Annotated in this window: 24 protein-coding genes and 2 pseudogenes; 14 read left to right on the top strand and 12 right to left on the bottom strand. The window is 41.7% G+C overall.

Going from position 1 to position 24,212, the window contains the following annotated elements; translation table 11 throughout:
• The first annotated feature begins 428 nt into the window (after window positions 1-428).
• The 7 genes from R7P64_RS23700 (at window position 429) to R7P64_RS23670 (ending at window position 5,113) form a co-directional block, all read left to right on the top strand.
• Window positions 429-1,313 (top strand): ATP-binding protein, encoded by an 885-nt coding sequence (locus R7P64_RS23700; RefSeq protein ID WP_161453717.1) that lies wholly within the window; start codon window positions 429-431, stop codon window positions 1,311-1,313.
• Between the two features lie 8 nt (window positions 1,314-1,321).
• A complete protein-coding gene (locus R7P64_RS23695; protein WP_161453718.1) occupies window positions 1,322-1,651 on the top strand; it encodes an STAS-like domain-containing protein in 330 nt (109 codons plus the stop codon).
• A 4-nt stretch (window positions 1,652-1,655) separates the two neighbouring features.
• Entirely contained in the window at window positions 1,656-2,156 is a 501-nt protein-coding gene (locus tag R7P64_RS23690) for a hypothetical protein (RefSeq protein WP_167415464.1), read from the top strand.
• Window positions 2,157-2,308: 152 nt separating this feature from the next.
• Complete coding sequence (locus R7P64_RS23685) at window positions 2,309-3,550, top strand: tyrosine-type recombinase/integrase (RefSeq protein ID WP_318124054.1); 1,242 nt, start codon at window positions 2,309-2,311, stop codon at window positions 3,548-3,550.
• 102 nt (window positions 3,551-3,652) lie between these two features.
• Window positions 3,653-4,036, top strand: a complete 384-nt coding sequence (locus R7P64_RS23680) for a hypothetical protein (RefSeq protein ID WP_193837277.1) — start codon at window positions 3,653-3,655, stop codon at window positions 4,034-4,036.
• Between the two features lie 44 nt (window positions 4,037-4,080).
• The gene (locus R7P64_RS23675; protein WP_318124052.1) at window positions 4,081-4,581 is read left to right on the top strand and encodes a hypothetical protein; all 501 of its coding nucleotides are present in this window, start codon (window positions 4,081-4,083) and stop codon (window positions 4,579-4,581) included.
• 100 nt (window positions 4,582-4,681) lie between these two features.
• Window positions 4,682-5,113, top strand: coding sequence for a DUF2787 family protein (locus R7P64_RS23670; protein WP_130248523.1), 432 nt, complete (start codon window positions 4,682-4,684; stop codon window positions 5,111-5,113).
• Window positions 5,114-5,641: 528 nt separating this feature from the next.
• On the opposite strand, the gene R7P64_RS23665 is transcribed toward R7P64_RS23670, so the two are convergent.
• The 3 genes from R7P64_RS23665 to R7P64_RS23655 all read right to left on the bottom strand — a co-directional run bounded on the left by R7P64_RS23665 (window position 5,642) and on the right by R7P64_RS23655 (window position 7,759).
• Window positions 5,642-6,100 (bottom strand): hypothetical protein, encoded by a 459-nt coding sequence (locus tag R7P64_RS23665; RefSeq protein WP_318124048.1) that lies wholly within the window; start codon window positions 6,098-6,100, stop codon window positions 5,642-5,644.
• Between the two features lie 230 nt (window positions 6,101-6,330).
• Entirely contained in the window at window positions 6,331-6,456 is a 126-nt protein-coding gene (locus R7P64_RS23660) for a hypothetical protein (RefSeq protein ID WP_257978702.1), read from the bottom strand.
• A gap of 397 nt (window positions 6,457-6,853) precedes the next feature.
• On the bottom strand, window positions 6,854-7,759 hold the full coding sequence (locus R7P64_RS23655; RefSeq protein WP_318124044.1) for a WYL domain-containing transcriptional regulator: 906 nt from the start codon (window positions 7,757-7,759) through the stop codon (window positions 6,854-6,856).
• A gap of 178 nt (window positions 7,760-7,937) precedes the next feature.
• On the opposite strand from R7P64_RS23655, the gene R7P64_RS23650 reads away from it, so the two are divergent.
• The 3 genes from R7P64_RS23650 to R7P64_RS23640 all read left to right on the top strand — a co-directional run bounded on the left by R7P64_RS23650 (window position 7,938) and on the right by R7P64_RS23640 (window position 8,499).
• Entirely contained in the window at window positions 7,938-8,060 is a 123-nt protein-coding gene (locus tag R7P64_RS23650) for a hypothetical protein (RefSeq protein ID WP_254901957.1), read from the top strand.
• 15 nt (window positions 8,061-8,075) lie between these two features.
• Window positions 8,076-8,213, top strand: a complete 138-nt coding sequence (locus R7P64_RS23645) for a hypothetical protein (RefSeq protein ID WP_005484894.1) — start codon at window positions 8,076-8,078, stop codon at window positions 8,211-8,213.
• An 85-nt stretch (window positions 8,214-8,298) separates the two neighbouring features.
• A complete protein-coding gene (locus R7P64_RS23640) occupies window positions 8,299-8,499 on the top strand; it encodes a hypothetical protein (protein ID WP_118119425.1) in 201 nt (66 codons plus the stop codon).
• A gap of 240 nt (window positions 8,500-8,739) precedes the next feature.
• Here the strand turns inward: R7P64_RS23640 and R7P64_RS23635 are convergent, their stop codons facing one another.
• The 4 genes from R7P64_RS23635 to R7P64_RS23620 form a co-directional block, all read right to left on the bottom strand.
• The gene (locus R7P64_RS23635; protein ID WP_025534411.1) at window positions 8,740-9,009 is read right to left on the bottom strand and encodes a hypothetical protein; all 270 of its coding nucleotides are present in this window, start codon (window positions 9,007-9,009) and stop codon (window positions 8,740-8,742) included.
• Between the two features lie 34 nt (window positions 9,010-9,043).
• The gene (locus R7P64_RS23630; RefSeq protein WP_061871896.1) at window positions 9,044-9,514 is read right to left on the bottom strand and encodes a hypothetical protein; all 471 of its coding nucleotides are present in this window, start codon (window positions 9,512-9,514) and stop codon (window positions 9,044-9,046) included.
• Between the two features lie 60 nt (window positions 9,515-9,574).
• Entirely contained in the window at window positions 9,575-10,174 is a 600-nt protein-coding gene (locus R7P64_RS23625) for a hypothetical protein (protein ID WP_318124041.1), read from the bottom strand.
• Window positions 10,175-10,823: 649 nt separating this feature from the next.
• On the bottom strand, window positions 10,824-13,700 hold the full coding sequence (locus R7P64_RS23620) for a DNA polymerase (RefSeq protein ID WP_318124039.1): 2,877 nt from the start codon (window positions 13,698-13,700) through the stop codon (window positions 10,824-10,826).
• 407 nt (window positions 13,701-14,107) lie between these two features.
• On the opposite strand from R7P64_RS23620, the gene R7P64_RS23615 reads away from it, so the two are divergent.
• Entirely contained in the window at window positions 14,108-14,248 is a 141-nt protein-coding gene (locus R7P64_RS23615) for a hypothetical protein (protein WP_180769894.1), read from the top strand.
• Window positions 14,249-14,380: 132 nt separating this feature from the next.
• Window positions 14,381-14,989 carry a hypothetical protein gene (locus tag R7P64_RS23610; protein ID WP_025629820.1) on the top strand — a complete coding sequence of 203 codons (609 nt, stop codon included), beginning with the start codon at window positions 14,381-14,383 and terminating at the stop codon, window positions 14,987-14,989.
• Between the two features lie 678 nt (window positions 14,990-15,667).
• On the opposite strand, the gene R7P64_RS23605 is transcribed toward R7P64_RS23610, so the two are convergent.
• The 3 genes from R7P64_RS23605 to R7P64_RS23595 are packed head-to-tail and all read right to left on the bottom strand — an operon-like array spanning window position 15,668 to window position 19,552.
• Window positions 15,668-17,425 (bottom strand): EAL domain-containing protein, encoded by a 1,758-nt coding sequence (locus tag R7P64_RS23605; protein ID WP_318124036.1) that lies wholly within the window; start codon window positions 17,423-17,425, stop codon window positions 15,668-15,670.
• A 16-nt stretch (window positions 17,426-17,441) separates the two neighbouring features.
• On the bottom strand, window positions 17,442-17,870 hold the full coding sequence (locus R7P64_RS23600) for a response regulator (protein WP_025590354.1): 429 nt from the start codon (window positions 17,868-17,870) through the stop codon (window positions 17,442-17,444).
• Window positions 17,867-19,552 carry a CHASE domain-containing protein gene (locus tag R7P64_RS23595; RefSeq protein WP_225496960.1) on the bottom strand — a complete coding sequence of 562 codons (1,686 nt, stop codon included), beginning with the start codon at window positions 19,550-19,552 and terminating at the stop codon, window positions 17,867-17,869. The genes R7P64_RS23600 and R7P64_RS23595 overlap by 4 nt, the downstream gene beginning before the upstream one ends.
• Before the next feature lie 825 nt (window positions 19,553-20,377).
• Between R7P64_RS23595 and R7P64_RS23590 the strand changes: the two genes are divergently transcribed.
• Window positions 20,378-21,136, top strand: a complete 759-nt coding sequence (locus R7P64_RS23590; RefSeq protein WP_225496979.1) for an EAL domain-containing protein — start codon at window positions 20,378-20,380, stop codon at window positions 21,134-21,136.
• Between the two features lie 259 nt (window positions 21,137-21,395).
• On the opposite strand, the gene R7P64_RS23585 is transcribed toward R7P64_RS23590, so the two are convergent.
• Both R7P64_RS23585 and R7P64_RS23580 read right to left on the bottom strand, forming a co-directional pair.
• Window positions 21,396-22,739, bottom strand: coding sequence for a sigma-54 interaction domain-containing protein (locus R7P64_RS23585; protein ID WP_054868429.1), 1,344 nt, complete (start codon window positions 22,737-22,739; stop codon window positions 21,396-21,398).
• Window positions 22,740-23,237: 498 nt separating this feature from the next.
• Window positions 23,238-23,880: pseudogene (locus R7P64_RS23580) on the bottom strand (IS4 family transposase); the annotation flags it as partial.
• 245 nt (window positions 23,881-24,125) lie between these two features.
• On the opposite strand from R7P64_RS23580, the pseudogene R7P64_RS23575 reads away from it, so the two are divergent.
• Window positions 24,126-24,212: pseudogene (locus R7P64_RS23575) on the top strand (short-chain dehydrogenase); the annotation flags it as partial.

Genomic DNA, 24,212 nt, shown 5'->3' with positions numbered 1-24,212 from the left:
GTATAATGCCAACCATCAAAGGGCAATAGCCCAAAGATGCCGGTGTGGTGAAATTGGTATACACGACGGATTCAAAAAAGTTTTAAATCAAGTCGTTACACTAAAAATAAAAGTTTTATCACCAAAGCATTGCTAAGAAGTCGCTAATTAAAGCGGCTTTTTTTATGTCTGTAATAAACTAAAGTCATACCGAACTATGGTGCATACATGGTTCATATCTAACCTATTCACTATCTTACCTAACCCAAGTAATACAACATTTTCTATTCCTAAACTTCCTATCAGCTCAGCATTACTAGCTTAAATTAAGCTCAAGAAACATGGTCAAATCATGGTGAGTTTACGTTGTTCTAAGAGAAGTGTTTTGTTTGACAATTCAGTTGGTTAGTGTAGGTTTAGTTTGTGTTCTTCAGGGATGGGAATGTGATATGCAGCATTATGTAACTGAGTTTATTAAACATCGAGGGGTTGATGTCTTAAGTATTACGGCACCCGAAGTCTTGTGCGTATATGACGAAAAATACCGCGATGACTTTTTAGCAATGATTAAAACGATTGATAATGTAGCTAAAAATTACTCGAAAATATTGATTGACTTAACGTTCGTTCAATCATTTTCGGCATCTGGTGCTGTTGCTCTTTTTTCTGTAATTACATCAAACCAAATTGTGACAGGGTTTGATGATCTGTTTGTTTTTAAGATGCCAACTAAACAGTCCACGAGGAACTTAGTCTACAGAAGTGGTCTTTGGGATGCTATTCGACCAGGAGGAAAGCGAAAACTGGATCGACTATGGGATACAAACTCTAAATTCAGGAGTGGCTTTGATCCTGATAAGCATCTAGAACCTATGATTGATTCCTTAGACTTAAGCGTTGTACCAAAAAGGTTGAAAGAAGCGATCAACGAGGCTGTTCTTAATATAGTACAGCATGCATATGCAGAGACAGGCAGCATTCCTAGATGGTGGCAGTACGCTGCATTTAACTCCGATAAGTCACAGTTCATTTTTGTGATCTGTGACAGAGGATTGACTATCCCACGAAGCCTTAAGACTGTATACGGAAATGATAGTAGTATTATCGAAAGAGCGATGACCTCTGGTGTATCCTCGACTGGCTTAAACTGGCGTGGTAAAGGTTCTGACAATATTAAAAAACCAGTTGAAAAAGATGAAAATGATATACTTATCGTTTTGAGTCGTTATGGTTTGTACAAATACGGTTCTCAGAATGCAATCCCAGAGTGTGCTGATATACCAACACCATTTCCTGGAACCCTAGTCGCTTGGTGTTTCGACTTAACAAAGTGAGGATGAAAATGAGAATTGACATTGCTTTGGATTTCTCAGAAAAGCCTTTTGGGCGGTTTAAATCTGATGGCAAATTTTCAGGCGAGCGTTTTCGCGATGAGTTCCTGATTCCAGCCTTTAACGAAGAACAGGGAAAAATTATTGTATACCTTGATGGTGTATCAAGAGGCTATGGCAGTAGCTTTTTGGAAGAAGCTTTCGCAGGTTTACTACGTAAGCAAATTACCTATGCCCAAGTGAAAGAGCGTTTAGTTATTGAAACCGCAGACGAGGATTACAGAGAAGAAATTTGGGATTATATCGAAGAACAATGGCATCGACAGTCGTTAAAGGTGTAGGTAGGTGACAGAGTCTGCTATTGCTAGCATCATTGTTAGCTTAATGATATTTATCATGTCAGCCATGCTAGTAATGGTTGGATGGGAAGTTATTTATAAAAATGGCAAAAAAATAGCCAGTCGCAATGAGATGTTTGCGAGAAAGTCTGCTGTTATGAATGAGCTATCCTTACTTACTAATGAAGCCGTTTCGTTTTGGGAGAATATGAACCTTACGGATAACGAATGTCTAATCAAAACCTCTGTATTTATAGCTAAAACTCAATCTATTAAGAATAGAGTTAAAATGATGCAAGAACTGGGGCTCAATGTTGATATTGACAAGAGTGTCAGGGATTTAAGACGTAGTATTACACTTGATGCCGAACAAGCGCACCAGATTTCTGCTGAGAATAAGCACGAGAAAATTTTTGAAATTATCGAGTCATCAGATTCGATAAAAAAACAGTTGAGTGAAGCATTCAGACAGGGCAGAGAGCAGGAATCGTTTTTACATTCCAAATAGAAGGTTATTTTTTTTCAAAAAAAATGCCACTATCAGTAGTAATTTCAATGTTTTAGGTAAATATCTAGTTCTCTAACTTGTCTTTTCCGTAATAAAATTATATTCGATAATATATTAACTTCCTGAATAACCCAGCATATTCAGGAGGTTAAATGAGTAAGTCAAAACGTATCACCACCACTTTCCTAAACAACCTTAAACCCAATCCTAAAACCGCCAAATTCGCCGATTACGAAGTCAACTTATCCGCTATGAAAGACAGTGGTTTACCTACTGGCGTTCGCTGCTTAGTGGGTAAGTCTGGCGGGAAACGCTTCCTTCTTCGTTATACTAGTCCGGTAACAGGTAAGAAAGCGTCTATTAGTTTAGGTAAACATCCCGAAACCGATATCCTCACGTTACGTAAGATAGCCAAAAAGTATCGCCAGCAAATTCTTGAAGGTATAGATCCGAAGTTAGAACGTGACAATCAATCTGTCGATAAGGCAATGACACTGGAACGTTTCTTCAACGAAGTTTATCTACCCCTAGCGAAGCAAAAACGTAGCTGGAAAGATGATGTCGCTAGATTTAATCAACACGCAAAGTTAATACATCACATACCCATCAATGAACTGACTGCTGCTCATATAGTCAAAGTACAAATGGTAATGCAAGAAGCGATCAGTAAAACGACGGGTAAACCTTATGCCCTAGCAACAATTAATCGTGTATTGGCATTACTTAAGACGGTGAATAGACAAGCTTACAAACTGTTGGGTGCCCCGCTTATCGCTGACAAGGTTAGTTTATTACGCGTAGACAACGAACGTACGGGCTACCTTTCAGAATCTCAGCTCAAGGAGTTCGTTGACCACGCACTCAACTACTCAGATAAACAGACTGGAGCGTTTTTAGCGTTGTTGTTTTTGACAGGACTACGCGATAAGGAGTTGAGATTTCGCAAGTGGAATGACATCTCTTGGGAAGAGCAAACTCTTTATATTGATCGAACCAAAAATGGTAGTAGTCACATTATTTTCCTGAGTGATTACATGGTTCAGATTTTGGAGTCGCTACCCAAGGTAACAAATAATCCTTATATCTTTGCTGGACGTCGCAAAGGGAAACCTATTAGTCCAGCTAGACATGCCTTGAAAGTGATCAAGGCGAAGATGGGATTGCCCGATATACCTGGAGATAAGGCGAACATAACTCTGCACAGTGCTCGTCATACTGTGGGGAGTCTATTAGCCTCTCAAGGTGTCCCCTTGCATGATATCGCTAAGCAGCTCAACCATTCTGACCTATCAAGTTCTAGACGTTATTCGAAGTTGACTGTAGGTCGTAGGCGGGAAATAGGTTCTCGTTTATCGGATATGGTGACTGCGAAGCCAGAGATACGCTGGGAATGAAGAAGTTAGGTTTAACCAGTTAATTTGGAAATGACATTAGAAAAGCCCCTGTTTAGCGATGAGCTAAACAGGGGCTTTTTCATTATTAAACGGAGATTAGAAATGAAAACAGTAAACAAGTTTGAAGATATTCAATCACTGCCAATGCCGGATGGTGTGAAAGCAAAACTGCTAGAGCACCTGATAGAGCCATTCGGTGATGAAGAAAGTACAAAAGCATTCTGGGATGAAGTTGGTACGACCTTGTACTTAGTTGAGGAAGGGGATACCAACGAAAAACTGAATGAAGAGTCTGAGGAAGATCTGCACTTTCTTCGCTTTGTTACTAACTACCCTGAATGGGTGCTGTTGTTAAACGATGATGACTGTCCTTGGCTTCTAGCGGTTGCCATCGTGACCATGGAAGGTGGTGGTGTGTACTGCTGTGCCCCATTGAACAGTCTAACGTTCCCTGTCGCCAAGTTAGCTGACCAAGCTGAATCTTAAAACCAAATTAAACCTGAACAATTCCAACTTAAAGGAGGTGCCCTATGGCACGCAAAACCAATCAAAAAGAAGAAGTAGTTCAACCTGAAGCTGTAGAAGGCAATGAAAAAGTCACGGTCACTGACGATCAACCAGTAGACCCTTTCACTCATATCGTGCGCGAGGGTAAAGCGAAGAAGTTAAGTCCGAAAACGGAGAACCATGTGTTCTATGAAATCGCCTTACATGACGAGGAAAACGAACCCTATATCCGTATGACTGGAAATCAGGGCTCTGGACTGCATAGTAAAGAGATGATCCCGCTTAAAGATATCACCGCTGTTCTAGACGTGCAGGGTGATAAGCCGTTCAAGAGCTCTGTGCTGAAGTGTGTATTTTCTGGACAGTCAGCGAACAACGCGGGTTTTATGGCAGCTTGCTGTAGGGGGCTTGGTCTTATCATCCAGTCGGAGAAGTCAGTGTTTCTCCACGTTCTAGCGCCAGACTACGAGCAACGTCGTGATGAGTTGCTGTCTCTCGTGGACGCTGAAACCAAAGCGAAATAACCCCAAAACCACATTACCCATTACCATCCAAGCCAACTCTGGCTTTCATACTGAGCACTTAGCAAGAGTGCTTCCCTGACAATTTAAATGAGATTTTATTATGAAATTAGTCTTTGATACTGAGCGCCTTTTGTTACCGATATCAACTAGTCTTCAAGATGCTTTAAACCGAGTGATCAGCGAATCAGGTAAATGGACACCCATGATCCAATCGGTTGTGATCAACTTCCGAGATTCATCCTACAGTTCGGAAAACGGCGGTTGGCACCCTGTTGAAATCAGGCTTGTCCGCCTCTACGACCAGTGGATCTTTGATTACATCACGGACTTTGCGTATTGCGCTGGTCCTTATCCCGAACTGGTTAAAGATGTGGATTTTAACTTCTCATCTGGAACAGCGAGTTTTTCCTATGTTCCGGAGCTGCCGATAACAAGTAGTGAGGTAATGGAGTTCTACTCGATGTGGGAATCCAACTTTCTTAGCTACGTCGAAATGGGCGTGTTCGATGAAATAAAAGTCACTGTGGATTAGTCCATCGGCAACAAACCAAGTAGAAAGCACCATGTATGTACCATAAAATAGTCGACTCACTTCCTAGTGACACTAAGGCTTCCCATTGTCCCATGTTCGTCATGGTGTGATGGGAAGCTTTTTTCATTGGGGCAAGTTTTAGCAACGTTTACCCAATCCGTTGCCTTCGGGATTCAGAGGGGATGAAGTTGCTGGATTGCAATGAACGGTGGAAACACCAAGGAAGGGAGTCTTAATTTTAACGAGTTTGGTTGGTTTACACTGGTGTTTTGTTATTAAAAGCTCCCATTGCTATGTCGAAGCAATGGGAGCAGTAAGGGATGGGAAGCCTATATAAAATACCGAGAGAATGATTTGTCTGATGCTATCTCTGCTACTAGGGGTAAAGGCTAGCCCTTATTATGCGACGAGAGGCGCCCCTTAATCTTATGTTCGTAGTTTGGCTCGAAAACTTGGTCATTTTCAACGTTGCCATACGAAATGACAACTTATCCAATTTACCCCAGTACAAACAGAATTAGATATAACTTACTGGCTTAGTTCGTCCAGTAGAGACAACCCTAGCTGATACTTGTCATCTAGTGCAGATGGGTGAACATGTCTCTTTATATTTGGTAGAGAGTTCAGGTAGCTGAAGAATCCGTAAGTGGTCATAGGGTACCCAGGCTCAAAATATTCTTCCTCATCATCCCCAAATGAAAACCAATGACAAAGCATTACGAGGTCTTCTTTCTCGTAAACAACCGCAGATGTGCGTGACTTTTCATGGTCGCTGTAAGCTAGAAAGTCAATGAAGATAACTTCTTGGCTTTCTGGGTTTTCCAAATGCTCTTCTGCCATCTGAATCGAGTAGTGATCCGACTCTGCGAAAAACATTTGAGTTCCCATCGTTGCTTCATGTCCCCAAGCTGCTGCCGCACACTTGGCAATTTTCTCACTTTGACAGTCGTTAAGTAGATGCTCTGTTTTATTGAATGAAATAGACATGTTTTTTGTACCTATTTTGTTTTGGTTTCGATACGCGGATTAAACATGCTTCACTTATAAAACACTAGTCTAACTGATAGATTTATAACGATATTCGTGAATGGATTGACACAAATGAACTTTTACTCAAATTTTTCACCTATTTTCAGAAGCTAGTTAAAACAGGCTAGGTGTAACAAAAGGAACTTGCCACCGGAATCTATAGTGACAAGTTCAATTCATGGCTCTGTTTATCCAGTCATCATACCCAGTAGATAGCCAACGGCGGTGAAGCTTAACAAGTTGGCGATATCAACTAGGTAAAAATACGGACTGGACTGAGTGACTTGGAGCAGAGTTCGTGCATCAGACATCATGGTTATACCCCTATTAAAATTTCACCTTCTATCGAAGTTATTTTAGTGTTTGCTAACTAACGACGAAAAACAGCATCATTTTGAGTTTTCCCTTGCGCGGTATCGGTTTGAGGTTTCGCTAAATCACCTCTTTCCCTTATCCAGCATAGGTAAGTTCAAAATCGGTACATAGTGGCAAGTTCATGATTAGGACGGTAGGTCGCGGCGTAGTGAAACGACATTATGTCGTGGTTCTTTGTTGTCTTGGAGCTGTGTTTTTAGAGAGAACGCTAGGGCGTTATTTATTAACGTGGCAACGTCATGACACGATACTCACGTGCAGCAAATAAAGCATTTGGATCATCATGATCTAATTGCTCAGTAAGCTGATCGGGTTCGGTAGTCTGAAACGTGTCGACTACTTGTAACGATCCAACGTGGCGTGAAGGTCGCGTATAAGTTCAAGCTTGAGACTGACTGGAGAGAGAACCTCGACTTGAGGTATCCAAGACTTCAACAAGGGCAAGATATCGCTCAATCTTGATACTCGACTGCTAACCAATAAACTACCGTCGCTCAGTTCTTTCAATAGCTGCTGGTGGGGAAGAATCATACTTTCAAGAAAGTGCGGAGCTGCTTCCCTATCAACCTGTACAAGCACTTCAGCATCATCCGGAGTTAGCCACTCCATCCCTTGTTTATATATCTCCTCGTGGACTTTTTGACTCGGTTTGTATTTATCTTCCCGGCGGTGAATCCGTGAAATATTCGGCAGTCGGTACGAATGTAGCTGGTCACAGTAGGTCGCAGCGAGGAACCAGATACCACGGTCATTCACCAAGCGATAGGGATGGGCAGATTCAAACGTTTTGCCATTGTAGGTAAGGTCAATAACAGAGTGAGTGGTAATAACTTCGGTCAACTGTCTAAACAGCGCATCGAACTTCCCGATGGATTCGGAGCGTGGATTCTTAAACAGAACGGGGGTGTGACCGTTGAACTTGTAATGATTAGGTAGTAGCGCAGACAAACCCGTATCGTGCAGTACCTTGTTGGTATTCGCATTACCATTATTTCGAGTTACCGGATCTAACCGATAACCCTCATTAGTGCGGATAATCGGAGCGTTGACTAGCCTTTCATTGAAATCGCGTCTCAGGGTTTTCTCGCTTACCTGATAATCCGCGACCAACTGCTCAGGGGAGAGCACTTCTCCCATAAACAATCTCGTCAATATGTCACCTAGCCTTAAAGCTAGCTTTTCACTCTTATCGCTCATGCTACTAGCGTACGGTTTCCCTTGGACAGGTTGAGGGCAAAACATTTTTAAATGTTTCAAACCGTCGCGCACTGAGGTTTGGCATAGCTTTCATCGGATAAGGCAGGGCAATGACGATGACTATTTTCACACTCACTCTGCGGTCTTGGACATATCCTGTCCGGTCGCAGTGGGATACTACACAACGTAGATTTACTACAACGTCAATTAAAGGAAACAAGTAATGCAAGTGACATTCATTAAGCCACTTATGGCATCAGGTTATTCATGCCGTTCTTTAGGTTGTCCCGGTTGGGTCACCAAGGGTGGGTCATGTGATACATGTGGCGCAATGGATTACAGCTAAGAAGGAGTATTCGTTATGGGCAACTGGACAGAAGACCAAGGTGACTATGATGATGGCACAGAAGATTCTGGCTTCAGTCAGGACTTCGACATGGAACCGGGCGACGATGGTTGGCTTGGCGGCGACTTCATGGCTGATGATGACGATGATTAAGTCCCATCACTAAATTAAGCTTATCAACAAGGGCGATATCGAAAGGTATCGCCCTTTTCTGTATCTATAGAAAAGGAAAAACATTATGGCAAAAACACATTTTCATTCTAACCCTCAACAGCGCTGGTTTAAGCCGAGTCTATCGACGGGGATTCGAGGTGCTCAGTATGGCAGCGTTCTAGGGCGGCGCATCGCCGGGGCTAGAGGGATGGTCGCATTTGGTGCGGTTGGATTTTTGGCAGGAGCAGTGATTGGTGGGGTCATGGAGGAAAAAGACGTTATCTAGCAAAGGAAGAAGTAGGGGTGACTCTGCTTCTTTTTTTATTGGTAGTTTCGTACCGACATTATGCCGTTTCAAGAATGGAAAGCCGAAGGTCGAAAGGTGCTTGCTAACGTCCGTCAACAAACACCTTTCAGATAGGGTATGGAAATTCTTGCATGAAATAATCGCTAAGGTCTGGGCAATTTATTTGATAAAAACGTACTATTAAAAAACTATTAAGCAGTGAGAGTAACGTGTAACACGTTAGTGACCAGTGACTTCGCTAATCACCTGCTTCAAGCGCTTCGCTGTCTCCTTGTAACCGAAAGAATCGCGTTTAGTGTCATAGTCGTGCACCAGCGCGGTTTCAAGCTCATCAAGGATTTGATCCCAGTGTTGGATCTTGCCACCTTTCGACTCGATATTCTGACCAACTTTACGAACCTCACGAAGGCGAGTTCGGCGGTTCTGGTTAGTGCGATTTGCTTCAGCGGTGAAAGCATTAACGATTAAATCATAGATAGACATGTTCATAATTTATATTCCAATAGTTAAGTAAAAGATGCAGTTAAACTGCGCTTTGATGGAAGTCCCAGTTAGGTTTGTAACGACGGGACGGTGATGAGGCTGCTGTAGCCTTCTGAATTTCCTGTTTGATCATTAACTGTGTATCTAGATCATCACAGGGAATAAATGAAAGAATCCGGTTACCTTGAGTTCTCAGGATAAGTCCTTGATATTTTTCACTAAGGTGACATTCATATCCTAGAATAGCGTTTTTCCGCACCCAACTACCTGTTGGGAGGGTTATCCAGTAATTCGCGTCTCGGATACAAAGCTTCTCAAGGTCAGCAAATAGCGTATCGAGATTTTGCTCACTTTCTTCATCTTTAAGAGTCAAATGAGCTAGCTGTTTACCGCTCGCTGCTCTGACACTGATATTGCCATCAGTGATATTGATTGATGCCAAGATACTCGTTGACACCTGTAACTTGACACTGAATAAATTCACCGTGTTCTTTTTTACTTCGGTTGCCATGGGTGTTCCTTAATAGTCGATAGCAAAACCGAAACGTCATAATGTCGTTTCGGTAACAAGTTACGCAGCTTCAAGAGTGGGTTGACCTTCTAATTGTTGACGTAGGTTGGCATTTTCCTGCTCTAGCTCTTTGAGGCGAGCTTCCAGCTCCGATACCTTGTCAACTAAGTCATCATTCACAACGGGGGTGGTCTGTTTCTTCTCTGTTTTTAATTGAGTTGCAAAATCGTTGAACATTTCATTGATAGTGTCGGATTCAACATCCGGGTGTTGTTTTAGGTGTTGCTTAATTTGCTCACGCAAAGGTGCATAGCGTTTACTCGATAACTTGTAAACTTTGGTAAATCCTACTTTACGGCATTCATCTAGCGTTCCGAATTCACATAAGTTAGTCCAACGTGTAAGCGTGCGCTTATCTACTGTGCGTTTACCGTTACCGATAATATTTTCATCACGCCATTTACCGAACTTATTCTTGTTCCCTTGAAAGAGCTGCTTAGCTTCATGCATTGCAGCACCAATATCGTACTGAGCTTGCTCACACTGTTCCTTATCAACAACACGACCAGCACCCGCGTTCGACAATGCGTTTACTACTGTATTGGCTAACTCACTTAAAAGGTTTTCAGTGAGCCCTAATGCTTTGTTTACATCAGTCATTTTTCTAGGCTCCATATTTAAAAAAGAGCTCCATTTAATCCCCTTTTAAGTTTTTGGTCAATAGTAAAAATTCTTTCAAAACAATCACTTAGTTATGGATTTGAGTGTTTTATAGTGAAAAAATGAAAAGTGGATTACAAGGGGGCGTATCGTTGTTTAAAAGGCGTGTAAGGAGGGTATTACCGAATTGCTTGTTACTAAAAAGGGATATTAATCCACTCGGGAGAATTGGTTTAAGAGCCTGCTAGACATGTATCGGATTTTTCAAGAGCAAATTGGATCAAGATTTTTAGCGTTATTTTTGTGAATCTGATCACATTGTATGCATTTGAATGGAGGGTAGATACCGTCCACTCCTTTTTTTAGCTTGAATAGAGGCAAAAAATTAGGATAGGTAAACTTAGTTCTGACTGAATAATGGTATATAAATCATAATATTAAGTTAAAAGATGGATGTTGTATCTTGATAGTGTAATTAGGTCACGCAATTCCCCTCTGATTACGTCAGTAATCCCATCACGAAATCGTTAACCTAATCCCCTATCAAGATATAACATCCATTTATGTTGATATAATTTATTAAAATCAACCAGTTATGTGTTTGTGTGTAAGCGGCTCTCTTCACGTTTTCCGCTATCGTTACCAACTATCACGAGTTCTTCAGCATCATTTTTACTTCATCCAGTTCGTCTTTATGGAAAAAGTGTTCTATCTCCATGTCAGGGAACGTTGCAATTAACCAACGTAATAGTGGGATTAGTCTTGGGGTCGCAGCGAGTACGTTAGGACGGAAGGCTGTGTCTCGTGAATTACTAATGGCATTATCTGCAAGCCTAAATCCTGCATTGTTAAACAGTTCAGTAAGTTGTTTGAGAGTAAGTTTCTTACCATTAATGGTTTTGGTCAGTCCGTAGCTCTCTTTAGATAGGGCACGTAACGCGAGTTTTAGTAGAGCACCCTGTGAACCGCCTTCCTCATACTTGATGTATGATCCCTTTAGTAGTGGTTTGGTTTTGCTGTAGTCGACCCAGTTCTCCCAATCTTCCATTGTTTTAAGGCAGTTATCACGTCGCCATCCATCAAACAATGCGCGAATCTGTTGTCCCTCTTGCTCGTTCTTCCACGGTACGGTATCGAAGTAGATATGTTCGACGATGTGACCTTTAGGGTGGCGGATTTTAGTCATGCGAGGATTAACGGGTTTACGCTTAAAGTCGAACTCTAAGTTGAGCGTCTTTTCTCGTTGGATTTCTATCAAGTCCATGTCTTTAAGGTACATGTCACGAGGTGAAATCAATGAGTTGTTTGGGATCTTCTGTCCGGGGTAGCGGTCTAAGAACAGTTCGACCATATAAGCATTTTCATCCTTTGCCGATGATAAGGCCGATTCTGGTGGCTTAACGCCTGCTTTTGCTATGACAGGTTCGGTATCGCCATATTCACCAGTGATTTGTCCACGGGTTTTCATTGCGATGATTTGTTTAGCATGGTGCTTATGCTTAATCATCTTACCGTCACCCGTTTGCTCGCATATCTTACTGAATCGTTGGCTAATGGTTCCTGAAACATGGAGTTGTTCTTCAGTACAGTCTACGAGATACCCATCTGTTGTGGCACTTACAACGGTAACGCCGTCGTGATTACCTTTATCATCCTGTATCGATAACCCTGCTAATTGCTCTGAGAGAACGGCTCTAACGAACCCTGTCGCATGAGCTGCGAAATATGGATTGGTAACAGGAGAATGAGGTATGTTTTTACTTAATCCATCTGATGAGTTGAAGCCTCGTTTTCCCTTCAGTCCCTGCCCTAATTTACCGTATAGCGTGTTACCTATTTCTTTCCATAGCTTCTCTCTGAATTTATCGCCCTCATCCGTATATTTTTGTCTTTGCTCTCTGATGAGTTCCGTAAAGCCTTTGAAAAGTGGCTCTTTATCTTCAATCCATGGAACGATAACTCCGAACTGAATTTCAATATCACATCCCATGTTATATGCGACTTCTATTTCAGGTGCGGTGCAGTAAGAATACCCCTCTAGTGGGTAGTACAGACCGTATAAGTCTGTTCTGACTGGAAGAGATGGAAACTTAGTATGCTCTGGGAATTTAAACTTAACGTAAGCAAACCCCATTTTATGACCGAGATAGTCATTGATATTGGTTGAAGTGAAGCTTTTCTCGAAGTCTACGGGGTTAATGTCCATTAAGGCATTGACGTACGCTGTAGCAAGATCGAAATCGTTGTAATCGCCTAAGTTTACGCCACCAAACACGTAACATTCGTTTCTTCCGCCATGGAAACAATCGACACTGAGCTGTTCGAAGATACGACGACCTGCTGTGATGACAGTTTCTTTCTTCTGCATGACTCGACCTTTAGTTTGATTCCAATATTGAATCGTTTTGGTCTCCATACCGAGTGCTTGGTTTAATGTGTTTTTATCACCCGTGAGTGCTTTGAAGAGTGATACTGAGAAGTTACCCAGTGTTGATGGTAGATGTTCAAACTGAAGTTTATCTAACCTGTTTTCTGGAATTTTACCCTTTAATGATTCTTTGATGTCGTTAAGGGCGAAGTGTTGCATTTCCAATCCGTACTTAACGGTGATTTCGGCGTCTCTCAATGCGTAACGAAGGAAGAGTGGTTCATTCTCTACTAGTAGTTCATCCATTCGGTCTTTGCGATATGGAGCAGGGATCACTTCTTTTGGTATGCCGATGAGTTCCCCTGCGCTATCAAGCCCGCTTTGCCCTGGACTTAGAAGTAAAGTATCTACAAAGCGCACGCGACTCTCACGTTTCTTTCCATTCTTGTCTGTAAAGTGGACGGGTTCTGAAGCTTGCTTGGTTCTACCCACTGCGTCGAGGTCGATGCCGTATGCGCCACGCGTGGAGGTTAATGTGCTTCTGACGACTTCCAGTTTCGCTTTCTGACTGGTATCCCAGAACGCTTCGAATGACACCATGTCAGCTCTGAGGTAGTGAGCATAGATGTAGATTTTCTTTGGCCATCCTGTGATAAATCCGCGTCCCATTGCAGTCTGGAGTACTTCAACCAAGAACTCTTCAAATTTCTTACGTGGTTTCTTGATTCGATTAATCGCTTTAAGTTCATCTTCACGGCTTTTGTTCGCAGCTCTGGATTTCTTGATAACATCAGCAACGGGGGTAAGTACCACATCACTCATGTGGTGTTCACCTGTGATGAGATAATACTGATAGGACAGAATGTCGTTTCGGTTTTCCTCGGCGTTGTAGACGTACTCACTGTCTATACCAATGTGAACTGCTTCATCATCACCTTTGAGAGCTTGCCATGGTGACTGCTGTTCATTCTCGAAGTAGATGTCGAGCTCATCATCGACAGCTTTACTTGAGTATTCATCGGTTTGCTCTTGAGTGAGGAATTGGTCGAGTTCGATGCTGGTTGATTCTGTGGTTTGGTCGGTGGTTTCTGCTTGGAAGTATTCGTCGAGTTCTTTATCTATGGCTTCAACATGGTTAGGTTTGTTTTCATTGTTCATCGTTGTTCTCTTATAACCAAGTGCATTGTTGGCGGGTGATGCGTTCCTCTTTATACCACAGAGCTCATCCACTGATGAGTGTGGCTTCGTCTTGGTTTTGTGTGTGAGTGATAAGGTTGTGTAGAAAGTGGGAGGGGCAGAACGATGATTTTTGAGATTTTGATGTGTGGTATGGAGAGTGGGGCAATTGATGAAAGTAGAAACCCATACCGGGTATGGGAAGTCTCAAAACGGTGCTGTTTTTCATCGAGTGTAACTAAACATATAAATAACTCCGCTAGGAGGTCCGATTTAATATGGTATTACCCTGATAGTGTAGTGGTGAACGATTTGGTCTGACTGTATGTGCGGTATAGAGAGCCTGATCCTATAGTGGGATCAGGTCTTTGTTACTGCTTGATTGCATTATGAGCTGCTTTGTCTCGTTTTCTGGTGGTGATTTGGGTAAAGCCGTTACCTCGGTGAATGACAAGGCTCGTCTAGCTAAGAATCAGGGTGAGATGCGCAATCTGTCGTTGGGTCAAGATACTGAGGCTGTTTTTACTTGAAACATACTGTCTATATGTCACATGTGAATATGTGACTTAATTTATATTCCTGTAATTTGATAGATATAATATTAATTTAAATTTTTCATGTGTAAGATATGAGAAAGTTTAAAAAAAATTATAGGTATTTGAATGAAGCATATATTAAGTGTGTACGTGGCTATTGCTTTTGTTGTTACAGGCTATTCAATGTTTACAACTAATGGTCCAGAAGGTTTTGGTAAGGACCATTTTTCTGAGGGGGTAATGTGGCCTGTCTCATTTTTTAATTATGTGTTTGAGCCTGAGCTTGATGGTAGCTCTGTCGAGTCACTGATTGACTCTGTTGTGGAGGTTGCTGAGTCTAGAGATAGTGATTATGAAGCACAATTAGCTGCTGTTGCATTTAATCGAATCATACTTCTGGATTACGTTGAATCTCGACCTAACTTAACTAGAGGAGAGGTCCAAACTCTAGCGCAACGCTCAAGTAGCCAAAACTTTGGTAGAGATATAAGACTAGATCCTCAACGACAGTCTGATTTGATGGATAGGTTAGATGGACTTGATTACGATGAACTGGTTAGCTTGGGAGGGATTTCTTATGAGCGAGTTATTAAAATCAGTCGTGACAGAGATATGTACTCAACCGGTGAAGATTGTGTGGATGGCCTAATAAAAGCATATCGACAAGAAAAAGGGGCTGATGCCATGATCAAATACGACATTCTTCAAGAGTTTGATGAAATGTGTGGCCTTTAATTCATAAGAGTGTGCACAGTATGATTAAACTTATTTTTGTTCTCCTTTTTATGGTTTTTTGTATCAACTTTCCACTAGTGGCGTGTGCTATTGGTGTGTTCATGCTATTCATCGGGGCTATTAACAGTAAGTAGTTATAATTTCATAAGCTTCTAAAACTCGTGTATTAAATTATACGAGTTTTTTTTTTAACCTTAGCCTCTACTAGAGGATGTGTTCCTCTGTGTCCTTTGCCTTTAACCGCTACAGTCGATATTGATTGTCTTGGAGAGAATACGATTGAAGCTCCCCCCTAAGTGTTAGCAGGAGGTTTCCGAGAGGGCTTTTCTAGTTGGGAGAGGAAGGGAGCTAGGTGGTTGTTTGAGAAAGGTCTAGGATAGCGAGTCGCAATATATTGTTGATTAGTTAGTAAGTTAGCACCAGAAAACCGTCATTCAGTTCGGTCGCTCAAGAGTCTGATAGATGGTATCAAATTCGGGGTTGATGTTTGCGCTAAGCTGGTTTTGCCCCATTATTTGGTAGACCTTTCACTCGTTCATATCCTTTTCATGGGCTTTTCCCCTACAAAAACTTATCCATTCTTCTAGTAGTGTTCGTTTGTAACCCCCCCGTGTTGTATTACGGGGATAAATTCCAAGAATAGGCGAAATTTGTCTAGGAGATCGGTGGAGGTCCAACTCACTTAACTCGGTGTCCAAAACTGACGGTGCGGATCTCTTTTCCTCCCCCCTCTCTCCAAACTTTGAGTAAATACCTCTTTTCAAAGCTCTCTACGGTAAGTGGTTTGGAGTATTTAAATCCTTGAACTCTTGACACATTCATAGAGTTACAAGCTCTGTGTTGCTCAGGAGTTTCTATTCCCTCAGCAATAATCTCATAGTTAAGTGAGCGTGCAAATGCACAGATGGCTTCAAACAACTGCCGAGAAGTGTGAACTTCGATATCCTTTAAAAAGCTGCGATCAATTTTGATAATATCGATTGGAAAATATTTGAGATGAGATAAGGATGAATAGCCAGTACCAAAATCATCAATGGCGATTTGAATACCTAACCGACTGAGCTCGTTTAACGTTTTCGAAGCGTTGCCTTTCGGGAGTAAACAGTTTTCAGTAATTTCAAACTCAATGTGAGATGCACCGACTCCATACAAATGCAAAAATGCAGCAACCCTTTCGACCAGTTGAGGAGCGGATAGTTGTTTCGGAGAAAGGTTCACTGCTAACGTAAAAGACTCAGGAAAGAAGCATGCTGTTCGCCATATCGACATTTGCCTAATCGCCGTTTCAATCACCCATTCACCAATATTCTCAATGAGCCCAGACTCTTCTGCAATTGGAATAAATACGTCTGGTGGGACGAAGCCTAGATCTGGATGATACCAACGAATCAACGCTTCGGCGCCAACAAGTCGCATTGATTTGTCAAATTGAGGTTGATAATGTAATTCGAATTCCTCTTTTTGTATGGCTTGCTTAAGGTTACTTTCAATGCGTAAACGTTGATCAACCGTATCATGAAAGGCTTTAGAATAGTACTGTGCCTGTTTTCGACCTTTCTCTTTTGCCCTGTATAGCGCGATATCTGAACACTTTCTCAACTCTAATGAGTTTGATGCACACTCAGGATAACTGGCTACCCCGATGCTAATTGAAACCTCAATACATTGCTGGTCAATGTTGAAATTACTTTCAAACGCAGAGAGTATACGTCGTACAATTAAGTCAACCTGCTCTTCAGACGCTAAGTTAGTTGCAATCACTGCAAACTCGTCACCTCCTATACGAAATAGAGAATCACTATCTCGAGTGTTGTATTGAAGTCTTTGTGCTACTTCCTGTAAAACATGATCTCCCGTGATATGTCCATATTGGTCATTGATGTCTTTAAAACGATCCACATCGATGAGCAAGAGCGCTAAAGGTGTTTGACTGCGTGAAGCCATGAGTAAAAATTTCTTTAAGCGCTCATCAAAAAAGTGTCGATTAAATACCCCTGTTAACGTATCAGTCTCAGCCAGTTGTTTTAGCTGAGTGTGAGTCTCGAGTACCTTTTGCTCTAAAAAGTAGCGCTCTGTTGCGATGATAATCGCTCTTCTCAAGCGGATCGAAGAAATTTCATTTTTCATCACGAAGTCTTGAGCACCCATCTCAATACATTTCAAAGCCAACTCTTCGTCATTACTATGGCTGAGCATAATAATAGACGTGGAAAAATCCGAATTTGATTTGAGTGCAATGAGCACTTCCATCCCCGTTGATGGTGGCAGTTGATAGTCCAGTAAAATCACATCAAAAGATTGTTTAAGGGCTTTGTCTAACCCTTCATGAGCAGTTTGCGCTTCTTCTATTATCGAGATAGGCAAATCTGTACTATGCAATGTTTTCTTAATTGCAAGTCTATCGATGGTATCGTCATCAATAATTAATACTTTCATATGCTGCCGCCATGAGTCATTGAACTGGTAATTCTACGATGCGCCAGTAGTTATCTAAAAAAGCAAGAACTTCATTAAAGTCCTGGCTCACCGAAGATTTGACCATGTAACCTGCGATATTTTTTTCATACGCTGCCGTAATTTCTTCATCTCTTCTCGAGGTGGTTAGCACAAAAATCACTAGAGAGCAGAGCTCATCATCTCTTCTCACTTCACCAAGAAATTCAAGTCCATTCATTCGAGGCATGTTTAAATCGAGAAGCACAATACAAGGGGGAGGTATTTCCCCATTTCGCAAGCATTCTAAGGCTTCTATTCCATCTCTAGCTCGGTAAATAGGGTTAAGTAACTTCAAAGTGTTGAGTGCTCGCTCGATGCCCATTGCATCAATATCATCGTCTTCCACTAAGAGAATATTAACAGGTTTACATTCAGGGGATGTCATGAGTCTTCCTTAACGAGTACGGGGTTATTTTTAGGCCATGAGAAACGAAAAGCACATCCTCCGAGTGAGCTAGAGTCAATAGAATAATGGCATGAGTATAAATCCAGAACTTTCTTAATAATAGAAAGACCTAAACCACTTCCCTCAACAGTGTCTCTCGGTTGTAAGGTATGAAACAATTCAAACACTCTCTCCCTGAATTGTTCTGGGATCCCTGGTCCATCATCTTCAACCACAAACTGATACATGTCTCCGATATCCTCTCCTGAGACATAAATGGTTCCTATTTCCTTGTGGTGATGTTTGACGGCGTTGCTGATTAAATTACGAAGTATTAATTCAAGAGGTGTCGTTAATGTCTCAAACTCTCCGATATGGTTGTGGCAAACCAAAGAGAGCTTACGTTGGGGAGAAATCAGTTCTAATGTCTCTTCACAATATTGCTCGAGATTAAATCTCCCTAGCTGGCCAGGCTTACGCCCCACACGAGAGTAAGCGAGTAAATCATCCAACAGTTTTTCCAACCTCTGCACGCGGTTGCTCAGCAAAGACGCATATTGTTCTGTTTGAGGGGTTAAAAACTCCGATAATTCCTCGATTAACCAAGTCACTAGCTGGGAAATGCCGCGTAAAGGGGCTTTCAGATCATGAGAGGCGACATAGGCGAACTGATCAAGTTCTCTATTTGCCTCTTGCAATGCTTGATTTCTGACTTGAAGGTCTTTTGTGACCGTTTCTAACTTGTCTGTGCGCAATTGCAAATCTTTGGTTAAATGCTTTGCATACTCATCGACTCGATCTTTTTCACGAACCAACATGAGAAATAGGATAAATAACAAGACATCCACAATAATACCGAAGATAAGAATAAGCAGAGGTTGAGTGGTATTTTGCTGCGCTTCAAACAACGGCGAACTTTGAATAACGAAGGTCCAAACTCTACCGTATATATTCAACTCTAGAGTTTGTGTAAAGTGCGGATCTGAATGATGGCGCATGTTTGATACATTAAGATCACTGTACAGTAATTCTTGATTATCATAGAGACTGAAATTCACGAGTCGTTTCTCTCCAGAGAGAGTCCCGTTCATCAATTTATTTACAATAAATGGGGCGTAAACTAAACCTAAGAAACCATCTTTTGTATCTCCGTAGTACTCAGGAACTTCATCAGAAAACCAGGGGGCATAAAACAGAAAACCCGGCGCCTTTTCTGAGTCTTGAACTAAGGTAATTGGAGCAGTGATGGTGGCTGTATTTGTTAATCTGGCGTTTTTGGCTGCGGTGTATCGGTTGTTTTCATGTGCCATGTCTAGTCCCACGGCCTTTAGGTTATTTTGTATTGGTTCAATGTAGGTAATAGGCCAATATTCGGAAGCAGTTCGAGCAGGATGCGGCACATATTCAGACAGTTGCTTTCTTTGCCATTCTAAATACCGCTTTATTTTGTTATCAGGAACGTAGTGAATAACACCAATACCGTTGATGCCTGGAAAGTGTCGAGGGACATCAAACTGGTCAGCAAAAATTTTCCAGTCTGCTCTTGAGGCAGGCGCTTGATACATATGTAAGGCTGACACTCCTGCGAGCAGTGCCTCCTCATATTTCGACATCCGCTCTTGTACGAGTTCGACCAACTGATGGGCTTGAAACTCAAATTGAGTTTTTGCTTTTTGTTCCACCTGACTCGAGGTTACCGCCCAAGCGGTAAGAGTGAGCACGGCTGACAAAAAAAGTACAAGCCAATGATACCAATGGAGTGTACTTGCCCGTTGAGTCAATAAAGTTATCGTCAAAATTTAACTGACCTTTGTAATTATTATATGTAAATCAACATAATTGATTATTAAATTATATGCAACTATGTTCTTTTTTTATATTTTCTTGTTTGGTTTTATGGGTGGTTTCGTTTCTTCAATAGGTTGCGCGAAAACAAGTCGCCATGGTCTGAGCAGTCTTATCATTAGTGACCACGGTTTTATGATTAAAAAATAAGTGACTAGCGGGCTTGCAACCGTAACTCTCTGAGCTTTAGGGGGGGGATGAGGAAGGGATAGTCGAACATTGACCACGCCGATTCTGTCTTCCTCTTAGTACTGAATACCGCACTAAATAAATTTTTAGGCCTCTACCTTAGCCTTGAGGTTTAAGGCTAAGGTAGAGGTAAAGGAAGGTAAAAAAGAGCGATACAAACAAGAAGCGTAGACTTTGACATAGTTTGAAAATAACTGTAGCAAAGTCGGGGTTATCTAACTTAACTTCTACAGAAGTACTTTCCAACCGGCTTAATCAGATACGTCGTTATAATTTTTAGTTATTGATCACAAAGCTTAATATACAAGGAATTGAAATGAAGTTATACGAAATTAGTGGAGAAGTATTTTTATTAAAAACCAATTATGAGATCTCAATGTACCGTAGTTAACGTCATAGGCTGATATATTACCCTTAGTTTACCCAAAAAGGGCGTTAAAATCGTGAAGGTTTAAAGGGATATGGTTCAAGAGATGGATATAAAGCCCAAAGCTAAATGTGATTATTGTACATGTCGAAAAGTAAAATTTAGTGATTTCAGCATGTCTTTTCAGCCTATTTGGGACCTAAAAAGGCAACAAGTCTTTGGTTATGAGGCTTTGGTTAGAGGGGTGACAAATGAATCTGCTTATTCTGTCTTGTCTCAAGTGAATGCAGAGAATAAATACAGCTTTGATCAGCAGTGTAGATCCAAAGCGATACAATTAGCCGCAGAGTTGGGTTTAGACTCTGTCTTAAGCATCAACTTTTTACCCAATGCAGTCTATGAGCCAGAGCGCTGTTTAGCAACTACGTTGCGTTTAGCTAAAAAATATAACTTCCCAACTAGCAAAATTATGTTCGAGTTTACAGAGGGAGAGCGAATAAAAGATACTCAACATCTGAAAAATATTGTCGAGTACTATCAAAAGCTTGGTTTTTTAACCGCCATTGATGACTTTGGTGCTGGTCATTCCGGTTTAAGTTTATTAGCAGACCTTCAACCCAATGTTGCTAAGCTTGATATGGGGTTAATTCGTGACATTAACTCTTCTGTTAGTCGTCAAATTATTGTTAAAAACTGCGTCAGTATGTTTCAGCAGCTTGGAGTTTCCGTATTGGCTGAAGGAGTAGAAACTCTAGAAGAAATGACATTTCTCCAGTCCTTGGATATCGATTTAGTTCAAGGTTATTTGATTGCATCGCCAGGTTTTGAATGCCTACCGCCGCCTAATTTTAGGTTGCTTATCTAGGTAATAGGAAAGCCTTATTCCCCCGATGACTAAGTGGCATCCAACACTCGAGGGGCAATAAAAAGTCACTAAGCCTATGATTGCTGTTGGCTACGAGCAACGTTACTGGAATTTCTATTTTTTCGGGTTAACGATTGATAAATAGTACTCAAACGCTCTACAGACCCTTTTAAACTTTTAAATTGCTGAAGTGTCGTCTTAGTTCGACACCTACCATAACAATACAATGGTAGGTGTTTCATAACTTGCTCACAGTAAATTACTCGTCTTGATACTTTTCGAGTTTGTTATAGAGTGTTTTCACGCTAATGCCTAACTCCTGCGCTGATTCCGTTTTATTGCCTTGATTCTCTTCAAGGGTATTGATAATGGCAGCTTTCTCGATCTCCTCTAGCGAGACGCCCGCCGGAACAAGGTCTTCGATGCTGGTGCCTGTTTCCAATGGTGGTGTGTCGAAGATCAGGTGTTCATCTCTGATAGTGTCATCAGCCAAAATAAAGGCGCGCTCGATCGTGTGTTTGAGCTCACGGACATTACCTGGCCAATTGTGTACAGCGATTTTTTGGATCGCAGAGTCAAGAATCGTTTTGGTTTTTGCCTCATTGGCGTTGCGGTGCGCAATAAAGTGCTTGGCCAGACCGACGATATCACCGCCTCGTTCTCGCAGTGGCGGTATCGTTAATGGGAAATGCGATAACCGGAAAAACAGATCTTCACGCAGGAACTGCTCCTCAATGGCGATTTTAGGATCACGGTTTGTAGCAGCAACGATGCGAGTATTAGCGATATGAACCGTATTACTGCCAACTGGGCGATACTCTCCGGTTTCTAGCACCCGCAATAACTTCACTTGATGCTCGATAGGCATCTCGGTGATTTCATCTAAAAACAGCGTGCCGCCTTCTGCCTGTTTAAATACACCTTGGTGAGTTTTATTCGCTCCGGTAAAAGCGCCTTTTTCATGGCCAAACAGTTCACTATCGACCAACTCTGGACTAATCGCACCACAGTTAATCGCGATAAAGGGTTGTTGCTTACGATCGCTGGCTAAATGGATGGTCTGTGCCACTAACTCTTTACCTGAGCCACTTTCTCCGACAATGAGGACGTTAGCTTCTGTTTTTGCGACGCGTCGGATCATGCGATAGAGCTGATGCATTGGTGATGAGGAACCCACCAAAAGGCCAAATTGGTCGAGATCGCTAGTGGACACTTTACGTCCTTGATCTTGTTTTTGCTGATAGTACTGGCTGACTTCGCCTAGGGTGTCCGTCAAAATAGCAATATCGACGGGTTTTCTATAGTGAAAAATTGCACCTAAGTTCATCAGCTTATCCAAATTTTCGTTTGGAGCACCAGAGCTAATGATGATCAAGTCCATATCGTAGATGTCTTCGATATTAGAAAGGCGCTGGTAATCTGCGCTAGTAAAGTGGGTGGCTTCAACAATCGCAACTTCCGGTTTGAGTTGTAGGAAATCTTCAATCCATTGGTCTGCGGCATTGATGTCATGCAGACGAAATTTGTTCAGTTCCTGGCAAGAAGCGATGGCATTTTTAAGTGATGGATCTTGTATTCTTAGAAACAGGCTTGGCATCGACACATAAATGTCCTCTTTACTGTGATGAGGTAATATAGTTGGATTGCTCTAAGTGCACAAGACGATGTGCATGAATGCTTCTGATATATTTTGGAGATGATCGGTAGTATGGTAACTAATATAATGTTGCCACCTCCCTAAAAAGCGGCGTTATGCGAATGTTGTATTACAATTGGATATAGAAGGTGTGAATCTAAGTTAGTATTGTAGTGCCTTTATTGGGTAAAGATTTATGGGTTCATTCTTAAATGAGTTGGTCCTTGCAAGAAAAACAAGTCCATTTTACGCCGTAGAAATCTTATATTTAACCCAACGTGATCGTACAAAAAGTTTAGTACTCGTAGTTGGAAAAATACGCATGTAAAGTCGTTTAAGAGTGAATTAAAACGCGTACAGCTTTGCCTTCGCGTAGAGTTTAGTTGTTGGAGTGATAAGCCGTAGCATTAATATTACGTACCTCACATCTTAACAAGGCTCTGGCGGATCCCCTCGAAATTACCCCCACATGATGATTTCGGTCATCAATGCCATGAGCAACAAGATATCTATGCGTTTGGTGCAACGTGTCCGGTTATGACGTAGCGCCAACCCGTAGGCTGGACTTTTTAAATCTCGGAACGACTCTTCAATTTGCATTATTTTTGCGTACAAACGGGTGATATGAATGCCGTTAAGCACATGATGGGAATGTTGGTCACCAGAAGCCAAGGTTCTTTCACTCCTTTATAGAACACTTTTCCTGCCGAGTGTTTTTGGCAGGTTCGACTATGGCGATGGGCTTTTCTGCCTTTGGGGCGACTTTTGTATAAGTAAGCAAAGTGCTGAAGCGGTGAGCGCTTAGCAAGTTGGTTTCCTCCTAAAAATAGCGACTTATCTGTTGCTTGGGGATAAAACGTTTTATTCCATTGTCAAGAGCCCTCATTACACTTAATCGATACTTCACCACATACATCTCCAAGCCAGAACCAACATTTGTTGGCGACTTGCCTGAACCATGTATTTCTAAAGCCAGCGTCGGGGATAATGATAGGCGTGCAGCCTTGGAGTTGCAGAGATTGAAACTTATCAAGAAAGTGCTGATAGCTCTTGGGTGAGTTATAGTTTTTGTACTCAAATACTGGTCATAAAGCGTGACGACACGACCTGCTCTGATCCAGTGATATTGAAGACTCTCGTAAGAGACTTTTTCCATACTTTTAGTAATTCAAACTTTGCTAATTTAGCAATATTTCTAAAACGTAAATGTCCAAAAGTGAGTTAGCCACGCCCGAAGGCAGCGGTATTTTGAATCCGAAAGTGACCAATAAGATTGCTTTAGCATTATGGTGCATTCATGGTCTTGTATCCCTTGCTCTGATTCTGTCCAGGAGGCTGATGAAGTCAGCCTAATCCGCGCAACAACCTAAAGCGCAAGAGTCTACGTATTGTGCAGTGAAATGGGCCGTCAAAGGATTAATTGAGTCGGTTCGTTTGGAG

This window comes from Vibrio sp. 2304, from assembly GCF_033339475.1.
GTDB classification, from domain to species: domain Bacteria; phylum Pseudomonadota; class Gammaproteobacteria; order Enterobacterales; family Vibrionaceae; genus Vibrio; species Vibrio alginolyticus.
Note: the sequence above shows the minus strand (reverse complement) of the source record. Positions and strands in the feature narration are given on the sequence as shown.

What these genes read in the sequence shown, in the direction of transcription:
- R7P64_RS23700 (WP_161453717.1), top strand. Translation starts at nt 429, where the DNA reads ATGCAGCATTATGTAACTGAGTTTATTAAACATCGAGGGGTTGATGTC.
- R7P64_RS23695 (WP_161453718.1), top strand. Translation starts at nt 1,322, where the DNA reads ATGAGAATTGACATTGCTTTGGATTTCTCAGAAAAGCCTTTTGGGCGG.
- R7P64_RS23685 (WP_318124054.1), top strand. Translation starts at nt 2,309, where the DNA reads ATGAGTAAGTCAAAACGTATCACCACCACTTTCCTAAACAACCTTAAA.
- R7P64_RS23680 (WP_193837277.1), top strand. Translation starts at nt 3,653, where the DNA reads ATGAAAACAGTAAACAAGTTTGAAGATATTCAATCACTGCCAATGCCG.
- R7P64_RS23675 (WP_318124052.1), top strand. Translation starts at nt 4,081, where the DNA reads ATGGCACGCAAAACCAATCAAAAAGAAGAAGTAGTTCAACCTGAAGCT.
- R7P64_RS23670 (WP_130248523.1), top strand. Translation starts at nt 4,682, where the DNA reads ATGAAATTAGTCTTTGATACTGAGCGCCTTTTGTTACCGATATCAACT.
- R7P64_RS23665 (WP_318124048.1), bottom strand. Translation starts at nt 6,100, where the DNA reads ATGTCTATTTCATTCAATAAAACAGAGCATCTACTTAACGACTGTCAA.
- R7P64_RS23660 (WP_257978702.1), bottom strand. Translation starts at nt 6,456, where the DNA reads ATGATGTCTGATGCACGAACTCTGCTCCAAGTCACTCAGTCCAGTCCG.
- R7P64_RS23655 (WP_318124044.1), bottom strand. Translation starts at nt 7,759, where the DNA reads ATGTTTTGCCCTCAACCTGTCCAAGGGAAACCGTACGCTAGTAGCATG.
- R7P64_RS23650 (WP_254901957.1), top strand. Translation starts at nt 7,938, where the DNA reads ATGCAAGTGACATTCATTAAGCCACTTATGGCATCAGGTTATTCATGC.
- R7P64_RS23645 (WP_005484894.1), top strand. Translation starts at nt 8,076, where the DNA reads ATGGGCAACTGGACAGAAGACCAAGGTGACTATGATGATGGCACAGAA.
- R7P64_RS23640 (WP_118119425.1), top strand. Translation starts at nt 8,299, where the DNA reads ATGGCAAAAACACATTTTCATTCTAACCCTCAACAGCGCTGGTTTAAG.
- R7P64_RS23635 (WP_025534411.1), bottom strand. Translation starts at nt 9,009, where the DNA reads ATGAACATGTCTATCTATGATTTAATCGTTAATGCTTTCACCGCTGAA.
- R7P64_RS23630 (WP_061871896.1), bottom strand. Translation starts at nt 9,514, where the DNA reads ATGGCAACCGAAGTAAAAAAGAACACGGTGAATTTATTCAGTGTCAAG.
- R7P64_RS23625 (WP_318124041.1), bottom strand. Translation starts at nt 10,174, where the DNA reads ATGACTGATGTAAACAAAGCATTAGGGCTCACTGAAAACCTTTTAAGT.
- R7P64_RS23620 (WP_318124039.1), bottom strand. Translation starts at nt 13,700, where the DNA reads ATGAACAATGAAAACAAACCTAACCATGTTGAAGCCATAGATAAAGAA.
- R7P64_RS23615 (WP_180769894.1), top strand. Translation starts at nt 14,108, where the DNA reads ATGAGCTGCTTTGTCTCGTTTTCTGGTGGTGATTTGGGTAAAGCCGTT.
- R7P64_RS23610 (WP_025629820.1), top strand. Translation starts at nt 14,381, where the DNA reads ATGAAGCATATATTAAGTGTGTACGTGGCTATTGCTTTTGTTGTTACA.
- R7P64_RS23605 (WP_318124036.1), bottom strand. Translation starts at nt 17,425, where the DNA reads ATGAAAGTATTAATTATTGATGACGATACCATCGATAGACTTGCAATT.
- R7P64_RS23600 (WP_025590354.1), bottom strand. Translation starts at nt 17,870, where the DNA reads ATGACATCCCCTGAATGTAAACCTGTTAATATTCTCTTAGTGGAAGAC.
- R7P64_RS23590 (WP_225496979.1), top strand. Translation starts at nt 20,378, where the DNA reads ATGGATATAAAGCCCAAAGCTAAATGTGATTATTGTACATGTCGAAAA.